At 73.8% G+C, this 20,346-nt stretch carries 20 protein-coding genes; 17 read left to right on the top strand and 3 right to left on the bottom strand.

Features of this window, described 5'->3' with window-relative positions; genetic code table 11:
* The first annotated feature begins 27 nt into the window (after nt 1–27).
* The 9 genes from folP to WHI96_RS22500 all read left to right on the top strand — a co-directional run bounded on the left by folP (nt 28) and on the right by WHI96_RS22500 (nt 7,406).
* A complete protein-coding gene (folP, locus tag WHI96_RS22540; protein WP_345645607.1) occupies nt 28–858 on the top strand; it encodes a dihydropteroate synthase in 831 nt (276 codons plus the stop codon).
* The gene (folB, locus tag WHI96_RS22535) at nt 855–1,220 is read left to right on the top strand and encodes a dihydroneopterin aldolase (RefSeq protein ID WP_345645483.1); all 366 of its coding nucleotides are present in this window, start codon (nt 855–857) and stop codon (nt 1,218–1,220) included. The genes folP and folB overlap by 4 nt, the downstream gene beginning before the upstream one ends.
* The gene (folK, locus tag WHI96_RS22530) at nt 1,217–1,732 is read left to right on the top strand and encodes a 2-amino-4-hydroxy-6-hydroxymethyldihydropteridine diphosphokinase (protein ID WP_345645486.1); all 516 of its coding nucleotides are present in this window, start codon (nt 1,217–1,219) and stop codon (nt 1,730–1,732) included. The genes folB and folK overlap by 4 nt, the downstream gene beginning before the upstream one ends.
* Nucleotides 1,729–2,265, top strand: a complete 537-nt coding sequence (locus WHI96_RS22525; RefSeq protein WP_345645489.1) for a DUF3180 domain-containing protein — start codon at nt 1,729–1,731, stop codon at nt 2,263–2,265. Before folK ends, WHI96_RS22525 begins: the two co-directional genes overlap by 4 nt.
* Before the next feature lie 48 nt (nt 2,266–2,313).
* A complete protein-coding gene (locus WHI96_RS22520) occupies nt 2,314–4,068 on the top strand; it encodes a PrsW family intramembrane metalloprotease (protein WP_345645492.1) in 1,755 nt (584 codons plus the stop codon).
* Between the two features lie 283 nt (nt 4,069–4,351).
* Nucleotides 4,352–5,275: a Rossmann-like and DUF2520 domain-containing protein gene (locus WHI96_RS22515; RefSeq protein ID WP_345645495.1), complete on the top strand. Its 924-nt coding sequence runs from the start codon at nt 4,352–4,354 to the stop codon at nt 5,273–5,275.
* Entirely contained in the window at nt 5,272–6,159 is an 888-nt protein-coding gene (panC, locus tag WHI96_RS22510; protein ID WP_345645498.1) for a pantoate--beta-alanine ligase, read from the top strand. Before WHI96_RS22515 ends, panC begins: the two co-directional genes overlap by 4 nt.
* Nucleotides 6,160–6,181: 22 nt before the next feature.
* Nucleotides 6,182–6,592, top strand: coding sequence for an aspartate 1-decarboxylase (panD, locus tag WHI96_RS22505; RefSeq protein ID WP_345645501.1), 411 nt, complete (start codon nt 6,182–6,184; stop codon nt 6,590–6,592).
* A 10-nt stretch (nt 6,593–6,602) separates the two neighbouring features.
* A complete protein-coding gene (locus tag WHI96_RS22500; protein ID WP_345645504.1) occupies nt 6,603–7,406 on the top strand; it encodes a type III pantothenate kinase in 804 nt (267 codons plus the stop codon).
* A gap of 153 nt (nt 7,407–7,559) precedes the next feature.
* On the opposite strand, the gene WHI96_RS22495 is transcribed toward WHI96_RS22500, so the two are convergent.
* On the bottom strand, nt 7,560–8,318 hold the full coding sequence (locus WHI96_RS22495; RefSeq protein ID WP_345645507.1) for a class I SAM-dependent methyltransferase: 759 nt from the start codon (nt 8,316–8,318) through the stop codon (nt 7,560–7,562).
* Nucleotides 8,319–8,477: 159 nt separating this feature from the next.
* On the opposite strand from WHI96_RS22495, the gene lysS reads away from it, so the two are divergent.
* The 4 genes from lysS to WHI96_RS22475 all read left to right on the top strand — a co-directional run bounded on the left by lysS (nt 8,478) and on the right by WHI96_RS22475 (nt 14,259).
* The gene (gene lysS / locus WHI96_RS22490; RefSeq protein WP_345645609.1) at nt 8,478–9,935 is read left to right on the top strand and encodes a lysine--tRNA ligase; all 1,458 of its coding nucleotides are present in this window, start codon (nt 8,478–8,480) and stop codon (nt 9,933–9,935) included.
* A gap of 277 nt (nt 9,936–10,212) precedes the next feature.
* Nucleotides 10,213–10,560, top strand: a complete 348-nt coding sequence (locus WHI96_RS22485; protein ID WP_073576759.1) for a histone-like nucleoid-structuring protein Lsr2 — start codon at nt 10,213–10,215, stop codon at nt 10,558–10,560.
* 79 nt (nt 10,561–10,639) lie between these two features.
* The gene (locus WHI96_RS22480; RefSeq protein ID WP_345645509.1) at nt 10,640–11,467 is read left to right on the top strand and encodes a siderophore-interacting protein; all 828 of its coding nucleotides are present in this window, start codon (nt 10,640–10,642) and stop codon (nt 11,465–11,467) included.
* A 248-nt stretch (nt 11,468–11,715) separates the two neighbouring features.
* The gene (locus tag WHI96_RS22475) at nt 11,716–14,259 is read left to right on the top strand and encodes an ATP-dependent Clp protease ATP-binding subunit (RefSeq protein WP_345645512.1); all 2,544 of its coding nucleotides are present in this window, start codon (nt 11,716–11,718) and stop codon (nt 14,257–14,259) included.
* Nucleotides 14,260–14,330: 71 nt separating this feature from the next.
* Here WHI96_RS22475 and WHI96_RS22470 read toward each other — a convergent pair whose 3' ends face one another.
* Nucleotides 14,331–14,990: a nucleoside/nucleotide kinase family protein gene (locus WHI96_RS22470; RefSeq protein ID WP_345645611.1), complete on the bottom strand. Its 660-nt coding sequence runs from the start codon at nt 14,988–14,990 to the stop codon at nt 14,331–14,333.
* A 56-nt stretch (nt 14,991–15,046) separates the two neighbouring features.
* On the opposite strand from WHI96_RS22470, the gene WHI96_RS22465 reads away from it, so the two are divergent.
* Entirely contained in the window at nt 15,047–16,090 is a 1,044-nt protein-coding gene (locus tag WHI96_RS22465; protein WP_345645514.1) for a YihY/virulence factor BrkB family protein, read from the top strand.
* Nucleotides 16,091–16,094: 4 nt separating this feature from the next.
* On the opposite strand, the gene WHI96_RS22460 is transcribed toward WHI96_RS22465, so the two are convergent.
* Nucleotides 16,095–17,570 (bottom strand): helix-turn-helix domain-containing protein, encoded by a 1,476-nt coding sequence (locus WHI96_RS22460; protein ID WP_345645517.1) that lies wholly within the window; start codon nt 17,568–17,570, stop codon nt 16,095–16,097.
* Nucleotides 17,571–17,761: 191 nt separating this feature from the next.
* Here WHI96_RS22460 and exaC point away from each other — a divergent pair, with 191 nt between their 5' ends.
* The 3 genes from exaC (at nt 17,762) to WHI96_RS22445 (ending at nt 20,332) form a co-directional block, all read left to right on the top strand.
* Nucleotides 17,762–19,285 (top strand): acetaldehyde dehydrogenase ExaC, encoded by a 1,524-nt coding sequence (exaC, locus tag WHI96_RS22455; protein ID WP_345645520.1) that lies wholly within the window; start codon nt 17,762–17,764, stop codon nt 19,283–19,285.
* Entirely contained in the window at nt 19,285–19,683 is a 399-nt protein-coding gene (locus WHI96_RS22450; RefSeq protein ID WP_345645524.1) for a DUF779 domain-containing protein, read from the top strand. The genes exaC and WHI96_RS22450 overlap by 1 nt, the downstream gene beginning before the upstream one ends.
* Nucleotides 19,684–19,747: 64 nt before the next feature.
* Entirely contained in the window at nt 19,748–20,332 is a 585-nt protein-coding gene (locus tag WHI96_RS22445; protein ID WP_345645527.1) for a cysteine hydrolase family protein, read from the top strand.
* The last annotated feature ends 14 nt before the right edge of the window (nt 20,333–20,346 follow it).

Genomic DNA, 20,346 nt, shown 5'->3' with positions numbered 1-20,346 from the left:
TTGCCGGAACTCGGCCGCTGCGCGGTCATGGGGATCCTGAACGTCACCCCCGACTCGTTCTCCGACGGCGGCCGCTACCTCGACCGGTCGCACGCCGTCGCGCACGGCGTCGCGATGCGCGACGCCGGCGCCGACCTCGTCGACGTCGGCGGGGAGTCGACCCGGCCCGGCGCGCAGCGGATCGACGCGGCGACCGAGCGGGACCGCGTCCTGCCGGTGGTGCGCGAGCTCGTCGCCGCGGGCGTGCGGGTCAGCGTCGACACCACCCGCTCCGAGGTCGCGCGGGCCTGCGTGGAGGCCGGAGCGGCGATGGTCAACGACGTCTCCGGCGGCCTGGCCGACCCGCGGATGGCCGCGGTCGTCGCCGAGGCGCGGACGCCCTGGGTGATCATGCACTGGCGCGGGCACAGCGCCGGCATGCAGCAGCTCGCGGGCTACGAGGACGTGATCGGCGAGGTGCGGTCCGAGCTCGTCGCCCGGGTCGACCACGCCGTGATGGCCGGGGTCGACCCCGGCCGCATCGTGCTCGACCCCGGTCTCGGGTTCGCCAAGAACGCCTCGCACAACTGGGCGCTGCTGCGCCGGCTCGACGTGTTCGTCGACCTGGGCTTCCCGGTGCTGGTCGGGGCCTCGCGCAAGCGGTTCCTCGGCGAGCTGCTGGCCTCGGCCGAGGGCGAGCCGCGCACCCCGCCGGGCCGCGACATCGCGACCGCCGCGGTCAGCGCGCTCGCCGCCAACGCGGGCGCCTGGGGCGTGCGGGTGCACGACGTCGAGTCCACGATGGACGCCATCGCGGTCGCCGCCGCCTGCCGGCTCGGCGCCTCGCGCGCCCGCACCCCGCGGGAGACCGGGCGGTGAGCGACCGGATCGAGCTACGGGGACTGCGGGTCCGCGGGAACCACGGCGTGTTCGACCACGAGCGCCGCGACGGCCAGGAGTTCGTCGTCGACCTGGTGGTGCACGCCGACCTCGCGCCCGCCGCCGCCTCGGACGACCTGGCCGACACGCTGCACTACGGCGAGCTCGCCGAGCTGGCCGCGGGCATCGTCGGCGGTCCGGCCCGGGACCTCGTCGAGGCCGTCGCCGGGGAGATCGCGCAGGCCGTGCTGGACTCCGACGCCCGGGTCACCGCCGTCGAGGTGACGCTGCACAAACCGTCGGCGCCGATCCCGCTGACCTTCGACGACGTCGCGGTCGTCCTGACCCGGAGCCGGGCGTGACCCGCGCGGTCCTGTCCCTCGGCTCCAACCTGGGCGACCGGGCCGCGCACCTGCGCACGGTCGTCGCGGACCTGGGGGCGGCCGTCGTGGCGGTGTCGCCGGTGTTCGAGACGGCGCCGTGGGGCGTGACCGACCAGCCGGACTTCCTCAACGCGGTGCTCGTCGCGGACGACCCGGCGCTCGACGCCCGGGGCTGGCTGCGCCGCGGGCAGGCCCTCGAGGACGCCTCGGGCCGGATCCGCGAGCAGCGCTGGGGGCCGCGCACCCTCGACGTCGACGTCGTGCAGGTGACCGACGACGGCGCGCCGGTCACCTCGGACGACCCGGAGCTGCTCCTGCCGCACCCGGGCACCCCCGACCGGGCCACCGTGCTGCTGCCGTGGCTGCTCGCCGAGCCCGGCGCCGTCCTGCACGGGCACGGGCCGGTCGCCGACCTGCTGGACCGGCTCGGCCCGGACGGCCGTGCCGGTGTGCACCGCCGTGACGACGTCGTCCTGCGGGACCCGGCATGACCGCGCCCGGACCGGGCGGACGGCGCCCCGGCCGCGGCCCGGACGACGACCCGCGCCCGACGGTGCGCCCGACCCGGGTCCGCGACGTCGCCGCGATCGCCGTGGTCGCGGCCCTGCTCGGCAACATCCTCGTCCAGCTGACCTACGGGTCGCTGCCGACGCTGCCGGTCGCCGCGGCGGTCGTCGTCGCGGTCCTCGCCGCCGCCGAGGCCGCGGGCGGGGTCGTGCTGCGGCGCCGGATCGAGCGCCGGAACGGGGCCGTCCCGGTACCGCCGCTCGTCGCGGCCCGGGCGGTGCTGCTCGCCAAGGCGTCCGCGGTCGGCGGCGCGGTGGTCGCCGGGCTGTGGGTGGGCGTGCTGATGCACACGCTGCCGCGGGCCGCGGTCGTGGTGGCCGCGTTCCGGGACAGCGTCGTCGCCGGGGTCGGCGTGGTCAGCGCGCTGCTGCTGGTCTGCGCCGCGTTCTGGCTGGAGCACTGCTGCCGGTCGCCCGACGACCCGGACGACACCGACGGCGGGATCCGCGCGGGCTGAGGCGCGTCCCCCCGCGCGGACCGGGCCGGTTCTCTACGCTGGACGGTCATGACGTCCCCGACGCTCGGCCGCCCCTACGCCCCGGTGCCGGCGCCGTCCGCCAAGCGACGGGGCGTGCTGCTGCCGGTCGTGGGCCTGGTGGTGCTGGCCCTGCTCGCGGTGATCACGATCGGGGTGCTGCAACGCGCGATCGGGACGCCGGGGGTGATCGTCGGGACCCTGGCCGCGCTGCTGCCGGTCGTGCCCGTGGTGGCGGCGTTCCTCTGGGTGGACCGGTGGGAGCCCGAGCCGCCGCGGATGCTGATGGGCGCGTTCCTCTGGGGCGCCGGCTTCGCCGCGCTGGTCGCCCTGCTGATCAACACGAGCGCCTCGGCGGTGCTCGACGCGGCCGCCGGGCGCGGCGCGGGCGACCTGTTCGGCCCGGTCGTGGTCGCCCCGGTCGTCGAGGAGTTCACCAAGGGGCTGTTCCTGGTCGGGCTGCTGCTGTTCCGGCGCCGCGAGTTCGACGGGATCGTCGACGGCGTCGTCTACGCCGGGATCGTCGCCGCCGGGTTCGCGTTCAGCGAGAACATCCTCTACCTCGGCCGCGCGGTGTCCGAGCCGGAGTCGGCCGGGGTGCTCGCGACGCTGTTCGTCCGCGGCGTCGCCTCGCCGTTCGCGCACCCGCTGTTCACCTGCATGATCGGCATCGCCGCCGGGATCGCGGTGACCAGCCGCAGCATCGGGGTGCGGGTGCTGGCGATGATCGCCGGCTACGTCGCCGCGGTGGTGCTGCACGCGCTGTGGAACGGCGCGTCGGTGCTGGCCGCGACGCCCGGCGGCTTCTTCCAGATCTACCTGTTCGTGATGGTCCCGATCTTCGTCGGGCTGATCCTGCTCGTGGTGTTCGCGCGTCGCCGCGAGGCGCGGATCGTCGCCGCGCAGCTGCCCGGCTTCGCCGCCGCGGGCTGGATCGCGCCGAGCGAGGTGACCCTGCTGGCCCGGCTGTCCCGGCGGAAGGGCTGGCGCACGCTGGTGCGGCGCCGCTCCGGCCCGGCCGCGGCCAAGGCCGTCGCCGAGTACCAGTCCGCGGTCACCGAGCTGGCGTTCATGCGGAACCGGATCGCGCGCGGCGCGGTGCGGGAGAGTGCCCACGCCCTGCACGACGAGAAGCTGGCCGCGCTGCTGCGGGCCCGCGCCGTCGCCGTCGGGGTGCCGGAGGCGCTGGTCGCGGCCTGGGCGCGGAAGCGTCCCTCGGACTGGGAGCCGCCGCCCCCGGCCGCGCCGGACGGCAGCTTCTCCGGCCAGTTCCGCATCCCGACCTTCCCCGACGGCGGCGGCGCGTCCGCCTCCGCGGGACCCGCCGTGCCGCCGCTCCCGCCCGGCCCGGACACGCTCATGACCGCGGCGCCCTGGGGGCGCCCCGAGGGACCGCGGGCCGCTCCGTGGTCGGGCGCGCCGCGGACCCCCACCCCGCCCGGCCGTCCGCAGGAGCCGGCCCGACGTCCCGGCCCCCCGGGTACCGGCCCCGGTCCGGTCCCCGGCGGCCGGGGGGCGGGCTCGCCGCCGGCCGGACACCGGCCGCCCGGTTCCCCGGTGTCCGGTCCCGCACCGGCCGCCTCTGCGGCGCCGGGCCCCGCGGTCCCCGACGCCGCCGGACCCGCCCCGGGGGGACGCGACGAGCACCTGACCCGTGCCGTCCGCCGTCCGGAACCACCCGCCCCCGAGCCCCGCGGCCGCCACCACGACAACCCCTCCGACCCCGGCCCCACCCGCCCGATGCTCCGCCCCGACGACGACCCGGACCGTCCCGCCGCCCGTTGATCCGGGCCGATCCGGGGCCGATCCGGGGCGCCGGGGACCGCCCGCCCCCACCCCGTCCCATGATCACCGGTTGTGGAGCGGAGCGTTCGCGAGGCGGGCGCTGAACTCCACGACCGTCGATCACCGACGGGGCCGGGGGTGAGGCCGGTCTCAGGAGCACGCCCCGCCACCCGGCGCCCGTCTACCCTCGCGTCCGGCGCGCGGCCACCGGAGGTCGCGCCACCCGCGGATTGCCCGACCGGTACCCCACCAGGACCGGAACGGGAGGAAACGGATTCTCGTGATGGACTCTGCGATCGACGGCGGTCGCCCCGCGCGGCTCGCGGTCGGGGTGGTCTCGGCCGGTCGGGTCGGTGCGGTGCTGGGCGCCGCGCTCGCCCGTGCGGGCCACCACGTCGTCGCCGCCTCCGGGGTCTCGCAGGCCTCGGTGCGCCGGGCGGAGACCCTGCTCCCCGACGTCCCCCTGCTCCCGCCGGACGAGGTCTGCTCGCGCGCCGACCTGGTCCTGCTCGCCGTCCCCGACGACGTGCTGCCCGGCCTGGTCCGCGGCCTCGCCGCCGCCGGCTGCTTCCGCCCGGGCCAGATCGCCGTCCACACGGCGGGGTCGCGCGGCGTCGCGGTGCTGGACCCGGCGACGGAGCGGGGTGTGCTGCCGCTCGCGCTGCACCCGGCGATGACGGTGACCGGCCGGCCCGAGGACGTCGACCGGCTCGCCGCCTGCTGCATCGGCGTCACCGCCCCCGGCGACCCGGAGCACGGCGACCCGCGCGACGCCGTCGGCTGGAGCGTCGCCGAGGCACTCGTGCTGGAGATGTCGGCCGAGCCCGTCCGCATCCCCGAGGCGATGCGCCCGCTCTACCACGCCGCGCTCGCCCACGGCGCCAACCACCTGACCACCCTGGTCGGGGACTGCGTGCAGCTGCTGGAGACCGCGGGCATCCGGCCCGCGGAGCGGCTCGTCGCGCCGCTGCTGTCGGCCGCGCTGGACAACGCGCTGCGCCACGGCGACCGCGCGCTGACCGGACCGGTCGCCCGCGGCGACGCCGGCACCGTCCGGACCCACCTGGAGCACATCGGCGACGCCGACCCCGACCTGGCCGCCGTCTACCGGGCGCTGGCCGGTCGCACCGCCCACCGCGCCGCCGCCGCCGGGCTCCTCGGCCCCGACGGCGTCCGCGACATCGAGACCGCACTGGAGGAGAAGTGAGCACCCCCGGCTCCACCCGGAACGGCTACGGCACCGGCCGGCTGACCGTGCACGCCGACCCGGCGACGCTCGCCGCGGTCACCCGCGCGCTGCGCGGCGCGGGCCGCAAGGTCGTCCTCATCCCCACGATGGGCGCCCTGCACGAGGGCCACCGCGAGCTGATCCGGCACGCGAAGCGGATCCCCGGCGCCGTCGTCCCGGTCGTGTCGATCTTCGTGAACCCGTTGCAGTTCGGCGCGGGCGAGGACCTCGACCGCTACCCGCGCCCGATCGAGGCCGACCTCGACGCCTGCCGCGACGAGGGCGTCGAGCTGGTGTTCACCCCGCAGGTCGAGCACATGTACCCGCCGGGCTCGCAGACCCGCGTCACCGCCGGGCCGCTCGGCGACGAGCTGGAGGGCGCCTCCCGGAAGGGCCACTTCGACGGCGTCCTGACCGTGGTGTCGAAGCTGTTCCACATCGTCGGCCCGGACGTCGCGCTGTTCGGCGAGAAGGACTACCAGCAGCTGACGCTGATCCGGCGGATGGTGCGGGACCTGGACTTCCCGACCCGGGTCGTCGGCGTCCCGACCGTCCGCGAGGACGACGGCCTGGCCCTGTCCTCGCGCAACGTCTACCTCGACCCCGGGCAGCGCCGCGCCGCCGCCGTGCTGTCGCGCGCACTCGCCGCCGGTGCCGCGGTGTCGGTCCGCGGGCACGACGCCGTGCTGGACGCCGCCCGCGCCGAGCTGGCGACCGAGCCGGAGGTCGACGTCGACTACCTCGAGCTGCGCGACACCGACCTCGGACCGGCCCCCGCCCCGGGCGCCGGGGACGGCCGCCTGCTCGTCGCCGCCCGGGTCGGCGCCACCCGCCTGATCGACAACGCCCCCATCGCGTTCTGACCGCGTCCCGAGGAGAACCGCCGTGAACCGCACGATGATGAAGTCCAAGATCCACCGCGCCACCGTGACGCAGGCCGACCTGCACTACGTCGGCTCGGTCACCGTCGACGCCGACCTCATGGCGGCCGCCGACCTGCTCGAGGGCGAGCAGGTCAGCATCGTCGACATCACCAACGGTGCCCGCCTGGAGACCTACGTGATCACCGGTGAGCCCGGCTCCGGGGTGATCGGCATCAACGGTGCCGCCGCGCACCTGGTGCACCCCGGTGACCTGGTCATCCTGATCTCCTACGGCTCCTACGACGAGGCCGAGCTGCGCGACTACACCCCGCGCGTCGTCTTCGTCGACGCCGACAACCGGATCGCCGACCTGGGCGCCGACCCGGGGCACGCCCCGGAGGGCTCGGGCCTGCTGACCAGCGCGGCCCGCTGAGGTCGACGCGGTGCTGCTCTGCATCGACGTCGGGAACACCCACGTCTCGCTGGGGCTCTACCCCGACACCGGGACGGGTGCGGAGCCGCTGGACCCGACGCCGGAGCGCCGCTGGCGGCTGCGCACCGACACCTCCGCCACCGCCGACGAGCTGGACCTGACCGTCACCGGGATGCTCGGCGCGCACTTCCCCGAGGTCACCGCGGTCGCCGCGCTGTCCACGGTGCCGGGGCCGTCGCGGGAGCTGCGCACGCTGCTCTCGCGCTGGTCGGACCGGATGCGGACACTCGTCGTCGGGCCGGGGGTGCGCACGGGCGTGCCGTTGCTGGTGGACCACCCGCGCGAGGTGGGCGCGGACCGGGTCGTGAACTCGCTCGCCGCGCACCACCTGTTCGGCACCACCTGCATCTGCGTCGACCTCGGGACCTGCACGAACATCGACGTGGTCACCGCGAGGGGCGAGTTCCTCGGCGGAGCGCTGGCCCCGGGCATCGACATCGCGATGCAGGCGCTCGCCGAGCGGGCGTCGTCGCTGCGGCCGGTCGACCTGGTCGAGCCGCGCTCGGTGATCGGCCGGACGACGGTGGAGGCCGTCCAGGCCGGGGTGCTCTACGGCGCCGCCGGACAGGTCGACGGGTTGGTCCGCCGGATCCTCGCCGAACTGGGCCCGGACGCGCTGCCGGTCACCGTGATCGTCACCGGCGGGCTCGCGGAGCTCGTCCACGGCCGTGCCGACACCGTCACCGACCACGTCCCGGACCTGACGCTGCACGGGCTGCGCCTCACCCACCTGCGCCACCACCGGCCCCGCTGACCGGCCCCGCTGACCGGCCCCGCCGACCGGCTGCGCCGACCCGGCCCCGCCGACCCGGCCCTGCGGTCCCGGCCCGCCGACCCGGCCCCGCCGACCGGCTGGGCCGGCCGGGCCCGCCGGCCGGCGCCCCGGATCGCGCCCGCCGACCGGGGCTCAGAGCCTGCGGGACCGCCGCACGATCGTGCGCATCGGCAGGGTGAAGCGCCCGTCGGCGTCGGCGACCCGCCCGGTCAGGAACTCCCGGGCGGCGGCGAACACCGCGTCCCGGTCCTCCGGGGTGCTCAGCAGCGCCCAGGAGTGCGTGGCGATGTCGGCGAGGTGCTCGTCGACGGTGGTCGGGCGGCTCCAGGTGACGCGGTCCTCCGCGTCGTCGACGAACCAGGGGGAGCCCGGGTGCGGCGTCGCGTTGCCGCCGCCGGCCGGGTTGTCGGGCACCCGCCGCCCGCGCACGGTGAGCTCGCCGAACTCGCGGATCCAGGCGACGTCGTCGTCCCCGCCGTTCCACAGCCCGGCCAGCACTCCGCCGGGCCGCAGCACCCGCGCCATCTCCGGGGCGGCCCGGTCGAGGTCGAACCAGTGCAGCGCCTGGCCCACCAGCACGGCGTCGACGTGGCCGTCGGGCAGCGGGATGCGCTCCGCGGACCCGGTCCGGGCCTCGACGCCGGGGGAGCGCTCGCGCAGCACCGCGAGCATCGCCGGGTCCGGCTCCACCGCGACGACGTCGAGCCCGCGCGCGGTCAGGACGCGGGTCAGCTTCCCGGTCCCCGCGCCCAGGTCGAGCACGCGGGGCCGCTCCGCGGTCCCGGCCAGCGCCACGTCGACGGCGGCGTCGGGGTAGGCGGGACGGTGGTCGTCGTAGGCGCGGGCGACGGCACCGAACGTGCGGCCGCGGTCCACCTCGTCGTCGGGCACCTCCGCACGGTAGGCCGGTGATCGGCCGCGGCGCGAGACCGCGGCGCGGGGGTGGGGGGTGACGACGGGCGCCCCCGGGTACCGCCGATAGCCTGACCTGCCGTGAACACTCCCGGCACACCGTCCGACCCGGCGACCGAGGCCGACCTCCCCGAGCAGATGCGGGTGCGCCGGGCCAAGCGCGCGGAGCTGATCGCCGCGGGCACCGACCCGTACCCCGTCGAGGTCCCCCGCACGCACTCGCTGCGCCAGGTCCGCGACGCCCACCCGGACCTGCCCGCGGACACCGCGACGGGCGAGACCGTCGCCGTCGCCGGCCGGGTGATCTTCGTGCGGAACACCGGGAAGCTCTGCTTCGCGACGCTGCGCGAGGGCGACGGCACCGAGCTGCAGGCCATGCTCTCGCTCGACCGGGTCGGGGCCGAGGCGCTGGCCGGCTGGAAGGCCGTCGTCGACATGGGCGACTTCGTCGCGGTGCGCGGTGAGGTCGTCACCTCGCGGCGGGGCGAGCTCTCGGTGATGGTCGACGAGTGGTCGGTCGCGGCGAAGTCGGTCCGGCCGCTGCCGACCGCGCACAAGGAGCTGTCGGAGGAGAACCGGGTCCGGCAGCGCTACGTCGACCTCATCCTGCGCCCGCAGGCCCGCGAGACCGTGCGCGCGCGGTCCACCGTGCTGCGGACCGTGCGCGAGTCGCTCACCGGCCGCGACTTCATCGAGGTCGAGACGCCGATGCTGCAGAACCTGCACGGCGGCGCCACCGCCCGCCCGTTCGTGACGCACGCGAACGCACTCGACTCCGATCTGTATCTGCGGATCGCACCGGAGCTGTTCCTGAAGCGTTGCGTGGTCGGTGGTATCGAGCGCGTCTTCGAGCTGAACCGGGTGTTCCGGAACGAGGGCATCGACTCCACGCATTCCCCGGAGTTCGCGATGCTGGAGGCCTACCAGGCCTACGCGACCTACGACGACATGGCGGTCCTGACCCGGGAGCTGATCCAGTCCTCGGCGCGGGCGCTGTTCGGCTCCACCACGGTGCGCCACCACGACGGCACCGAGCACGATCTCGGTGGCGAGTGGCGTTCGGTGACCATCTACGGATCGGTGTCCGAGGCCGTCGGCCGGGACGTGACGCCGGACACGGAACTGTCGGAACTGCAGGGCATCGCGCACGAGCACGACGTCGACATCACCGATTATCCGACGGCCGCACAGATCGTGCTCGAGTTGTTCGAGAAGCTGGTCGAGCACACCCTGCGCGAGCCGACCTTCGTGCGCGACTTCCCGGTCGAGGTGCGGCCGCTGACCCGCGCGCACCGCGACGACCCACGGCTGTCGGAGTCCTGGGACCTCATCGTCTTCGGTGTGGAGCTGGCCACGGCCTACTCCGAGCTGGTGGACCCGGTCGAGCAGCGGGAACGCCTGCACGCCCAGTCGCTCAAGGCCGCGGCCGGCGACCCGGAGGCCATGCAGCTCGACGAGGACTTCCTCCGCGCGATGGAGTACGGCATGCCGCCCACCGGTGGGATGGGAATGGGTATCGACCGTCTCCTGATGACGCTGACCGGCCTCGGAATCCGCGAGACGATCCTGTTCCCGCTGGTCCGCGGGGAGTCCTGAACCGGTTCCGAACGCACATCCGACGACGTCCCCGGCCGCGGAGAGCGGCCGGGGACGCCGTGTGTTTGTCGGACCCGTACGAGTGGTGTCGAACTCGTTTCGCCGATTCTCCGTACCCAGGTCGACGTCACGAACATTTCTCGGATACTCTCTGATTCGAGTCGGAACCGGTACCCGGTGGCCTCATATTGCGTCCTGCTATTGCACCGCGCAGTCGCCGATGTCCGCCCCGGTCCCTCATCATGAACGTGTTCGGCCATTCAGGGAGGCTGCGGAGATGGCGCAGATCAAGGAAGTCCGGCTCGTCGACGATCTGACCGGCGACGCCGCGGACGAGACGATCGAGTTCGGTCTCGACGGACGCAACTACGAGATCGACCTGTCCGACGGGAATGCGAAGAAGCTGCGCGACGTGCTCGCCGACTACGTCGCGGCGGCCCGCCGGGCCGGTGGCGCGGCCCGCCGGCGCAGCAGCGGCTCGTCGGGCGGGGCGGCCCGCCGCCCGTCGGTCGACCGCGAGCAGAACCAGGCGATCCGCGAGTGGGCCCGCAACCGCGGGATGAAGGTCTCGGACCGCGGCCGCATCCCGGCCGAGGTGCTCGAGGCCTACCACCAGGAGAACTAAGGTCTGCCTTACCTCGCGGGGCGGGGGAGGGGTACCGTCGCGACGGCCCCTTCCCCTCTCGTCGTTGGGAGGCAGCCTGATGGCCCGCCCCGTCACCGATCTCCGGGTGCTCCGCACCGAACGCCTGAGCCCGCACATGGTGCGCGTCGTCGCCGGCGGCGACGGCCTGGCGGCGTTCCCCGTCACGGAGCACACCGACCGCTACGTCAAGATCCTCTTCCCGCTCCCCGGCGTCGAGTACCCCGATCCGCTGGACATGGACCGGGTGCACGCCGAGCTGCCGCGCGACCGGTGGCCCGCCCAGCGGACCTACACCGTCCGCTCGCTCGACCACGCCGCGGGCGAGCTCGTCATCGACTTCGTCCACCACGGCGACACCGGCCTCGCCGGCCCGTGGGCGGCCGCCGCCCGCCCGGGCGACCGGCTGCGGATGCTCGGCCCGGGCGGCGCCTACGCCCCGGACCCGGACGCCGACTGGCACCTGCTCGTCGGGGACGAGGCGGCGCTGCCCGCGATCTGCGCCGCGCTCGAGCGGATCCCGGCCGGTCGGCCGGTCGTCGCCGTCCTGCAGGTGGACGGTCCCGGCGACGAGATCGACGTGCCCGCGGGTCCCGGGGTGGACGTGCGGTGGCTGTACCGCACCGACGCCGGTGGCGACCCGGACTCGGAGCAGCTGCCCGCCGTCGTCGCGGACCTGGAGTTCCTCCCCGGGCGCGTGCACGCCTTCGTGCACGGTGAGGCGATCGCCGTGCGCGAACTCCGCAGGCACCTCACCCGCGAGCGCGGCGTCGCCAAGGACGACCTGTCGATCTCCGGCTACTGGCGTCGCGGCCGCGACGAGGAGGGGTTCCGGCAGTTCAAGGCGGCCGAGCGGGAACGCGAGGAGGTCACCGCCACGACCGGCTGACGGCCGTCGGGAACACGGCAGGTGTCACCCGTGTTACTGCGGGCACGTACCCCGGTGCACGTCAGGTGGAGGCGCCGGGGCCCCTTCGACCGATACAGTGGTATGAGGTCTCCCGAGAGGGTGGCCTGGCGCGGTGTCACGCGAGGGCGCAGGGTTTCCCGAAGGCACAGTGTCGGTTCGGGCGAGCCCGGACCGTACGGAGATGCTGGTCGCGCCGTCAGTGAGGCGCAGCAGGCAAGGAGTGCGAATTGTTCGAGAGGTTCACCGACCGAGCGCGACGTGTTGTCGTCCTGGCCCAGGAAGAGGCCCGGATGCTCAACCACAACTACATCGGGACCGAGCACATCCTCCTTGGCCTGATCCACGAGGGAGAGGGCGTCGCCGCGAAGGCGCTCGAGTCCCTCGGTATCGCTCTGGAGGGCGTGCGACAGCAGGTCGAGGAGATCATCGGCCAGGGGCAGCAGGCCCCGTCCGGGCACATCCCCTTCACCCCCCGGGCGAAGAAGGTGCTGGAGCTGTCGCTGCGCGAGGCGCTGCAGCTCGGCCACAACTACATCGGGACCGAGCACATCCTGCTCGGCCTCATCCGCGAGGGCGAGGGCGTCGCGGCCCAGGTGCTGGTCAAGCTGGGCGCCGACCTCAACCGTGTCCGTCAGCAGGTGCTCCAGCTGCTGTCCGGCTACCAGGGCAAGGAGCCGCAGGAGAGCGGCACCGGTGGCCGTGGCGAGGGCACCCCGTCCTCGTCGCTGGTGCTGGACCAGTTCGGTCGCAACCTCACCCAGCAGGCCCGTGAGGGCAAGCTGGACCCGGTCATCGGCCGGGAGAAGGAGATCGAGCGGATCATGCAGGTCCTCTCGCGGAGGACCAAGAACAACCCGGTGCTGATCGGTGAGGCCGGCGTCGGCAAGACCGCCGCCGTCGAGGGCCTCGGCCAGGCGATCGTCAAGGGCGAGGTCCCGGAGACGCTGAAGGACAAGCAGCTCTACACCCTCGACCTGGGCTCGCTGGTCGCCGGTTCCCGCTACCGCGGTGACTTCGAGGAGCGCCTGAAGAAGGTGCTCAAGGAGATCCGCACCCGCGGCGACATCATCCTGTTCATCGACGAGATCCACACCCTGGTGGGTGCGGGTGCCGCCGAGGGCGCGATCGACGCCGCCTCGATCCTCAAGCCGATGCTGGCCCGCGGCGAGCTGCAGACCATCGGTGCGACGACGCTCGACGAGTACCGCAAGTACGTCGAGAAGGACCCCGCGCTGGAGCGCCGCTTCCAGCCGATCCAGGTGTCCGAGCCGTCGGTCGAGCACACGATCGAGATCCTGCGTGGTCTGCGTGACCGGTACGAGGCGCACCACCGCGTCACGATCACCGACGACGCGCTGGCCTCGGCCGCGACGCTGGCCGACCGCTACATCAACGACCGCTTCCTGCCGGACAAGGCGATCGACCTGATCGACGAGGCCGGCGCCCGGATGCGCATCCGCCGGATGACCGCTCCGCCGGACCTGCGGGAGTTCGACGAGAAGATCGCGAACGTCCGCCGGGACAAGGAGTCGGCGATCGACGCGCAGGACTTCGAGCGGGCCGCGCACCTGCGCGACCAGGAGAAGACCCTGCTCGGCGAGAAGGCCGAGCGTGAGAAGCAGTGGAAGTCGGGCGACCTCGACGTCGTCGCGGAGGTCGACGGCGAGCAGATCGCCGAGGTGCTGGGGAACTGGACCGGCATCCCGGTGTTCAAGCTGACCGAGGAGGAGACGACCCGTCTGCTCAAGATGGAGGACGAGGTCCACAAGCGGATCATCGGCCAGGAGGACGCGGTCCGATCCGTCTCGCAGGCGATCCGCCGTACCCGCGCCGGTCTGAAGGACCCGAAGCGCCCGTCCGGCTCGTTCATCTTCGCCGGCCCGTCCGGTGTCGGTAAGACCGAGCTGTCCAAGGCGCTCGCGAACTTCCTGTTCGGCGAGGACGACGCCCTCATCCAGATCGACATGGGTGAGTTCCACGACCGCTACACCGCCTCGCGGCTGTTCGGTGCCCCTCCCGGGTACGTCGGCTACGAGGAGGGCGGCCAGCTCACCGAGAAGGTGCGGCGCAAGCCGTTCTCGGTGGTGCTGTTCGACGAGATCGAGAAGGCGCACCAGGAGATCTACAACACGCTCCTGCAGGTGCTCGAGGACGGCCGTCTCACCGACGGCCAGGGCCGCACGGTCGACTTCAAGAACACCGTGCTGATCTTCACCTCGAACCTGGGCACCCAGGACATCTCGAAGGCCGTGGGGCTGGGCTTCTCCTCCGGTGGCGACGAGAAGTCGAACTACGAGCGGATGAAGACGAAGGTCAACGACGAGCTGAAGAAGCACTTCAGGCCGGAGTTCCTCAACCGCATCGACGACATCATCGTCTTCCACCAGCTCACCCAGGACCAGATCATCCAGATGGTCGACCTGATGATCAACCGGGTCGAGAAGCAGCTGGCGAACAAGGACATGGGCATCGAGCTCACCGACTCCGCCAAGAAGCTGCTGGCCCACCGCGGGTTCGACCCGGTCCTGGGCGCCCGGCCGCTGCGCCGGACGATCCAGCGGGAGATCGAGGACCAGCTGTCGGAGAAGATCCTGTTCGGCGAGATCGAGGCCGGGCAGATCGTCATCGTCGACGTCGAGGGCCTCGACACCTCCGCGGAGGAGGGCTCCAACGCCTGGTCGGACAAGGCCAAGTTCACCTTCCGTGGTGAGCGCAAGCCGTCCGAGCCGGTGCCGGACTCCCCGCCCACCGCGCTGGCCGGCGAGGAGTGAGACAGACCCACGCATGACGACGGCGGGCCGTCCCGGGAGACTCCGGGGCGGCCCGCCGTCGTGTGCGGGTCCTACGCCGGGGGCAGCGCGAGGACCAGCTCGGCCCGGTCCCGCGACGCCTCGACGAGCCGGGCGTTCGGCTCGTCGGTCCGCTCCACCCAGGCCCGGGCCGCCTCCGGGGTCTTGCCGAAGTGCACGTGCCGCGCGACGAGGCGTTCCAGCCGGAGTGCCTCGTCGGTCTCGTGGAACCACACCGCGTCGAATCCGGCCCGTACCGCCCGCCAGCCGGGGGTGTCGAGGAGCAGGTAGTTGCCCTCGCTGACCACGAGCCGGCACTCCGGGTGCACCGGGACCGACCCGGCGACGGGCTGCTCGATCTCCCGGTCGAACGCCGGGGCGTACACCGGGCCCGCGCCGTCGTCCGGGGTGACCCGCAGCCGGGCGAGCAGCGCGGCGTAGCCGTCGGCGTCGAAGGTGTCCGGGGCGCCCTTGCGGTGACGGCGGCCCAGCCGGTCCAGCTCGACGTCGGCGAGGTGGAAGCCGTCCATCGGGACGTGGGTGACCCGGCCCGGGCCGAGCCCGTCCGGGGGTGTGGCGGCGAGCGCCCGGACCAGGGCCAGCGCGACGGTCGTCTTCCCGGCCCCGGGGGCGCCCGCGATGCCGAGCACCGCCCGTCGTCGTCCGGCGGCGAGCGCCCGCGCGCGCTCCACCAGCTCGTCGAAGCGGTCGATCCGTGCCGGGGTGTCCACGACCGTCATTCTCGCCCGCCTGCGGCTAGGTTCTGCGCATGAGCTCGGTGCGCCCGGTCCCCGAGACCCGGCTGATGACCGGCGAGGAGCTCTCCGCCGACGACGCCGCCCACACGCTGCGCCGCTACGGCCTCGGGCACCTGCTGTCCGCGGGCTTCCTGCGCTTCCGCTACGGCGACGGCTTCTCCCACGCCCGCGCGTTCGGCCTGCAGCTCGCGCTCGCCGCCGTCCCGCTGATCATCGCCGGGGTCGGGCTGTCCGCCGCGGCGGGCGCCGAGGGCGCCTCGGAGGTCGTCGCCCGGACGGTGCTCGCGCTGTCCCCGGGCACCAGCGACGAGCTGGTCGCCGACGCGGTCCGAGGCTCGGGGGCGACGGGCCCCGGCACCGGTGACCCGGAGGACCCCGGCGAGCAGCTCGAACGCGACGACACCCCCACCGGCGAGCGCGGCGAGCTGGTGCTCGTACTGGGCCTGCTCACCGCGTTCGCCGCGGCGACCTCGGCGTTCGCGCAGCTGGAGCGGGGCGCGAACCGGATCTACGGCACCGAGCGGGACCGGCCCGCGCTCGCCAAGTACGCCCGTGCCGCGGCGCTCACCGCCACCGCGGGCGTCGCGATGGCGGCCGGGCTGCTGCTGATCGTGGCGGGGGAGCCGTTCGGGGACGCGGTGCGCGAGGTGTACCGGTGGGGCGCGGTCGCCGAGACGGTGTGGGACGTCGTGCGCTGGCCGGTCGGGCTGGCGCTGCTCGTCGTCGCGGTGACGGTGCTGCTGCGGTTCGCGCCGCGCCGCCGCCAGCCGGGGCTGTCCTGGCTGGGGGTCGGGGCCGCGGTGACGGTGCTGCTGTGGCTGGTCGCGTCCGGGCTGCTGGGCCTCTACGTCGCCGTCGCGGACACCTTCGGCGAGACCTACGGCCCGCTGACGGCGGTGATGGCCCTGCTGATCTGGGCGAACATCACCGGGGTCGCGCTGCTGGCCGGGGTGGCGCTGTCCGCGCAGCTGGAGGCGGTGCGTGCCGGTGAGGAGGACCCGCGGCTGCCCGACTCCGACGACGACGGCATCCCCGACCACACCGACCCGGACTGAGCGCTCAGCCGAGCTCGTCGCGCCGCGGGTCCGACGACGGCAGCAGTGCCCGCAGCCGGTGGCGCAGCTCCTCGTCGTCGGTGCCGTCGCCCCGGCCGGCCCGGACCAGGGTCCACAACGCGTCCGGGTCGTCGGCCCGCAGCAGCGCCGACCGGACCGCGACGGCGAGCTGCTCGCGGGCCCGGCAGATCTCCGGCGCCTCCGAGGTCGGCAGCAGCGGCCCGCGGGCGGCCTCGGCCGCGGCGTCGTGGATCCGGCCCTCCCGCAGCGCGGCGCGCAGCCGCAGGAAGTCGGCGTCGACATCGGCGACGAGCCGGTAGGGCTGGGTCCGCACGGTGTCTTCGCCGACGGCGCGGCGCAGCCGGTGCACCTCGGCGCGCACGGTGATGGCCCGGCCGCCGTCGCCGTAGAGGGCGGCGGCGAGCTGGTCGGCGGTCAGCCCCTCCGGGTGCAGCGCGAGCAGCGCGAGGACCTCGGAGTGCCGCAGGCCCAGGCGCACCGGGCGCCCGTCCCGGCGGGCGACGACGGGGGTGCGCGCCCCGAGCAGCGGCAGCGTCAGGGCCGTCCGGACGGGTCCGCCCGCGGGCAGCCGCAGCAGCCAGCCCTCGCCGAGCGGCTCCAGCACCCCCGCGACGGGCCCGCCGCCCAGCGGCACCCCGCCGACCGCGACGCCGTCGACGACGACCCGGTCCCCGCCGTCGGGCAGGGCGATCCGCTCCGGGAACTCGCTGCCCGGCGACGCGGCCAGCACCCGCCCGTGCGCGGACAGCAGCGCGCCCGGGGCGCCGCCGAGCCGGGTCAGGTGCGGCCAGTACTCCTCGCGCAGCCGCCGGTCGTGCGCCTCGGCGATGGCCAGCAGCCGGTGCTCGGCCAACCGCGCGGCCGCGGTGACCAGCGCCAGCGTCGTCGGGTGGAAGCTCTCCTCCGGCCCGGTGACGTCGACGGTGCCCACCACCCGGCCGGTCGCCGGGTCGCGCACCGGGGCGGCCGCGCAGGTCCACGGGTGGTAGGCGCTGACCAGGTGCTCGGCGGAGTGGATGCGGACCGGGGCGGCGCCGGCCAGCGCGGTGCCCATCGCGTTGGTGCCGACGGCGTCCTCGCTCCACCGGGTGCCCTCGACGAGGTCGACCCGCTCGGCCCTGGTCAGCACCGCACGGGCGCCCTCGCGCCACAGGATCCGCCCCTGCCCGTCGGTCACGATCATCATGTGCCGGGCCTGCTCGGCGGCCTCGGTGAGCGTGTCGCGCAGCACCGGCAGCACCGACGCGAGGGGGTGCGCCGTCCGCCGGTCGGTGAGCTCGGCGCGGTCGTAGTCGTGCGGCGGACGGGAGTGTTCCGGGTCGACCGCCGCGGCCAGCGAGCGGGCCCAGGACGCGCGGACCTCGGGCCGGATCCCGGCGGGGCGCGCACCGGGGGAGCCGCCGAGCACGGCGTCGCGCGCCCGCTCGTACACCCGGCGATCCGCGTGTTGCGCTGTCACGTCCTCACCTTACGGTCAGCTTTGCCTTACCTGAATCGAGTCCGCGCCATAGGTACTCACCGGAGGATCAGGTTCCGCATCTGCGTGCAACTTCTGTGCAACCCCTACCTTCCTAGTGTCGGCGGTCACGCGCAACGTGCGTTCTGCACCGCGCCCTCGGTTCGACGAAGCACCTCAGGGAAGGACCATTCATGGCCGTCTACGCCAACCCCGGTCAGCCGGGCAGCGTCGTCTCCTTCAAGCCGCGCTACGAGCACTTCATCGGCGGCGAGTACGTCGCTCCGGTGAAGGGCCAGTACTTCGAGAACACGACCCCGATCACCGGTGAGAACTTCACCGAGGTCGCCCGGGGCACCGCGGAGGACGTGGAGAAGGCGCTCGACGCCGCGCACGCCGCCGCCCCGGCCTGGGGGAAGACCTCCGCCGGCGAGCGCGCGAACATCCTGAACAAGATCGCGGACCGGGTCGAGGCCAACCTCGAGCTGATCGCCATCGCCGAGTCCTGGGACAACGGCAAGGCCTGCCGCGAGACCCTGGCCGCCGACATCCCGCTGGCCGTCGACCACCTGCGCTACTTCGCCGGTGCGATCCGGGCGCAGGAGGGCACGTCGTCGGAGATCGACGCCGACACCATCGCCTACCACTTCCACGAGCCGCTGGGCGTCGTCGGCCAGATCATCCCGTGGAACTTCCCGATCCTGATGGCGATCTGGAAGCTGGCCCCCGCGCTCGCCGCCGGCAACGCGGTCGTCCTGAAGCCCGCCGAGCAGACCCCGGTCTCGATCCACGTGCTGCTCGAGCTGGTCGCCGACCTGCTCCCGCCGGGTGTGCTGAACGTCGTCAACGGCTTCGGCGTCGAGGCCGGCAAGCCGCTGGCGCAGAACAAGCGCATCCGCAAGATCGCCTTCACCGGTGAGACCACCACCGGCCGGCTGATCATGCAGTACGCCTCGGAGAACCTGATCCCGGTCACCCTGGAGCTGGGCGGCAAGAGCCCCAACATCTTCTTCGACGACGTCGCCTCGCAGCAGGACGCCTTCTACGACAAGGCGCTCGAGGGCTTCGCGATGTTCGCCCTCAACCAGGGCGAGGTCTGCACCTGCCCGTCGCGTGCCCTCGTCCAGGGCGGCATCTACGACGAGTTCATCGAGCAGGCCGTCAAGCGCGTCGAGCAGATCAAGCAGGGCAACCCGCTCGACACCGACGTCCAGATGGGCGCGCAGGCGTCGAACGACCAGTTCGAGAAGATCCTCTCCTACATCGACATCGGTCGGCAGGAGGGCGCGAAGGTCCTCGCCGGTGGCGAGAAGGCCGAGCTGGGCGGCGACCTCGCGGGCGGCTACTACATCAAGCCGACCGTGTTCGAGGGCAACAACCAGATGCGGATCTTCCAGGAGGAGATCTTCGGCCCGGTCGTGTCGGTCGCGCGCTTCAGCGACTACGACGACGCCATGAAGATCGCCAACGACACGCTCTACGGCCTCGGTGCCGGCGTGTGGAGCCGCGACGCGAACACCACCTACCGCGCGGGCCGCGAGATCCAGGCCGGCCGGGTGTGGGTGAACAACTACCACGCCTACCCGGCGCACGCGGCCTTCGGTGGCTACAAGCAGTCCGGCATCGGGCGCGAGAACCACAAGATGATGCTGGACCACTACCAGCAGACCAAGAACATCCTGCAGAGCTACTCGCCGAACGCGCTGGGCTTCTTCTGATGGGTGACGGCGGCGGCGCCACCCGCGTGGAGCGGGTGGCGCTGACGCTGGCCGCCGCCGATCTGCTGGTCAGGCTCACCGACCTGCACGGCCCGCTGATGTTCCACCAGTCCGGCGGGTGCTGCGACGGCAGCGCCCCGATGTGCTACCCGGACGGTGACTTCAAGATCGGTGAGCAGGACGTCCACCTGGGTGACCTGCAGGTGGACGGCGTCGGGAAGCCGATCGGCTTCTGGATGTCGGCGTCGCAGTACGAGTACTGGAAGCACACGCATCTCACGGTCGACGTCGTCAAGGGACGCGGCAGCGGGTTCTCGGTCGAGGCGCCGGAAGGCGTCCGTTTCCTGATCCGCTCGCGGCTGTTCACCGACGACGAGTACCGGGCGATGCAGGACTGACCACCCCCACCACGGCCCGGGACATCCGTCCCGGGCCGTGGTCGTTCCCGGCCGAGGAGCAGCGATGACGCACACCCTGCGCGGACTGATGGGCCTGCCGGCGGAACCGGCGCCGCTGTCCCGCTCCGCACTCATCATGATCGACCTGCAGAACACCTACACCGAGGGTGTGATGCGGCTGGAGAACGTCGAGCCCGCCCTCGAGGAGGCGGCCGCGCTGCTCGACCGCGCCCGCTCCGCCGGGTCCCGGATCATCCACATCCGGCACGACGCCGGTGAGGGCAGCCCGTACGACGTCACCGCGCCGATCGGCGCCATCCACGACTCGGTCGCCCCGCGCGACGGCGAGGCCGTGGTGACCAAGAACTTCCCCAGCGCGTTCGTCCACACCGGGCTGACGGAGCTGCTGGAGGGCTACCAGGACCTGGTGCTCGCCGGGTTCATGACGCACATGTGCGTGAACTCCACCGCGCGCAGCGCGTTCTCCGGCGGCTACGTGCCGACCGTCGTCGCGGCGGCGACGGCCACCCGCGACCTGCCCGGCGTGCACGGCACCGTCGCGGCGACCGAGGTCCACGACGCGGCACTGGCCGGCCTCGCCGACCTGCCCGCGATCGTCGTCCCGGACCAGAAGGCCGTCCCCTCCTGAGCCGCCCCGCCCCG

Origin of the sequence: Pseudonocardia tropica, assembly GCF_040105315.1 — a bacterium.
Lineage (GTDB): Bacteria > Actinomycetota > Actinomycetes > Mycobacteriales > Pseudonocardiaceae > Pseudonocardia > Pseudonocardia alni.
Note: the sequence above shows the minus strand (reverse complement) of the source record. Positions and strands in the feature narration are given on the sequence as shown.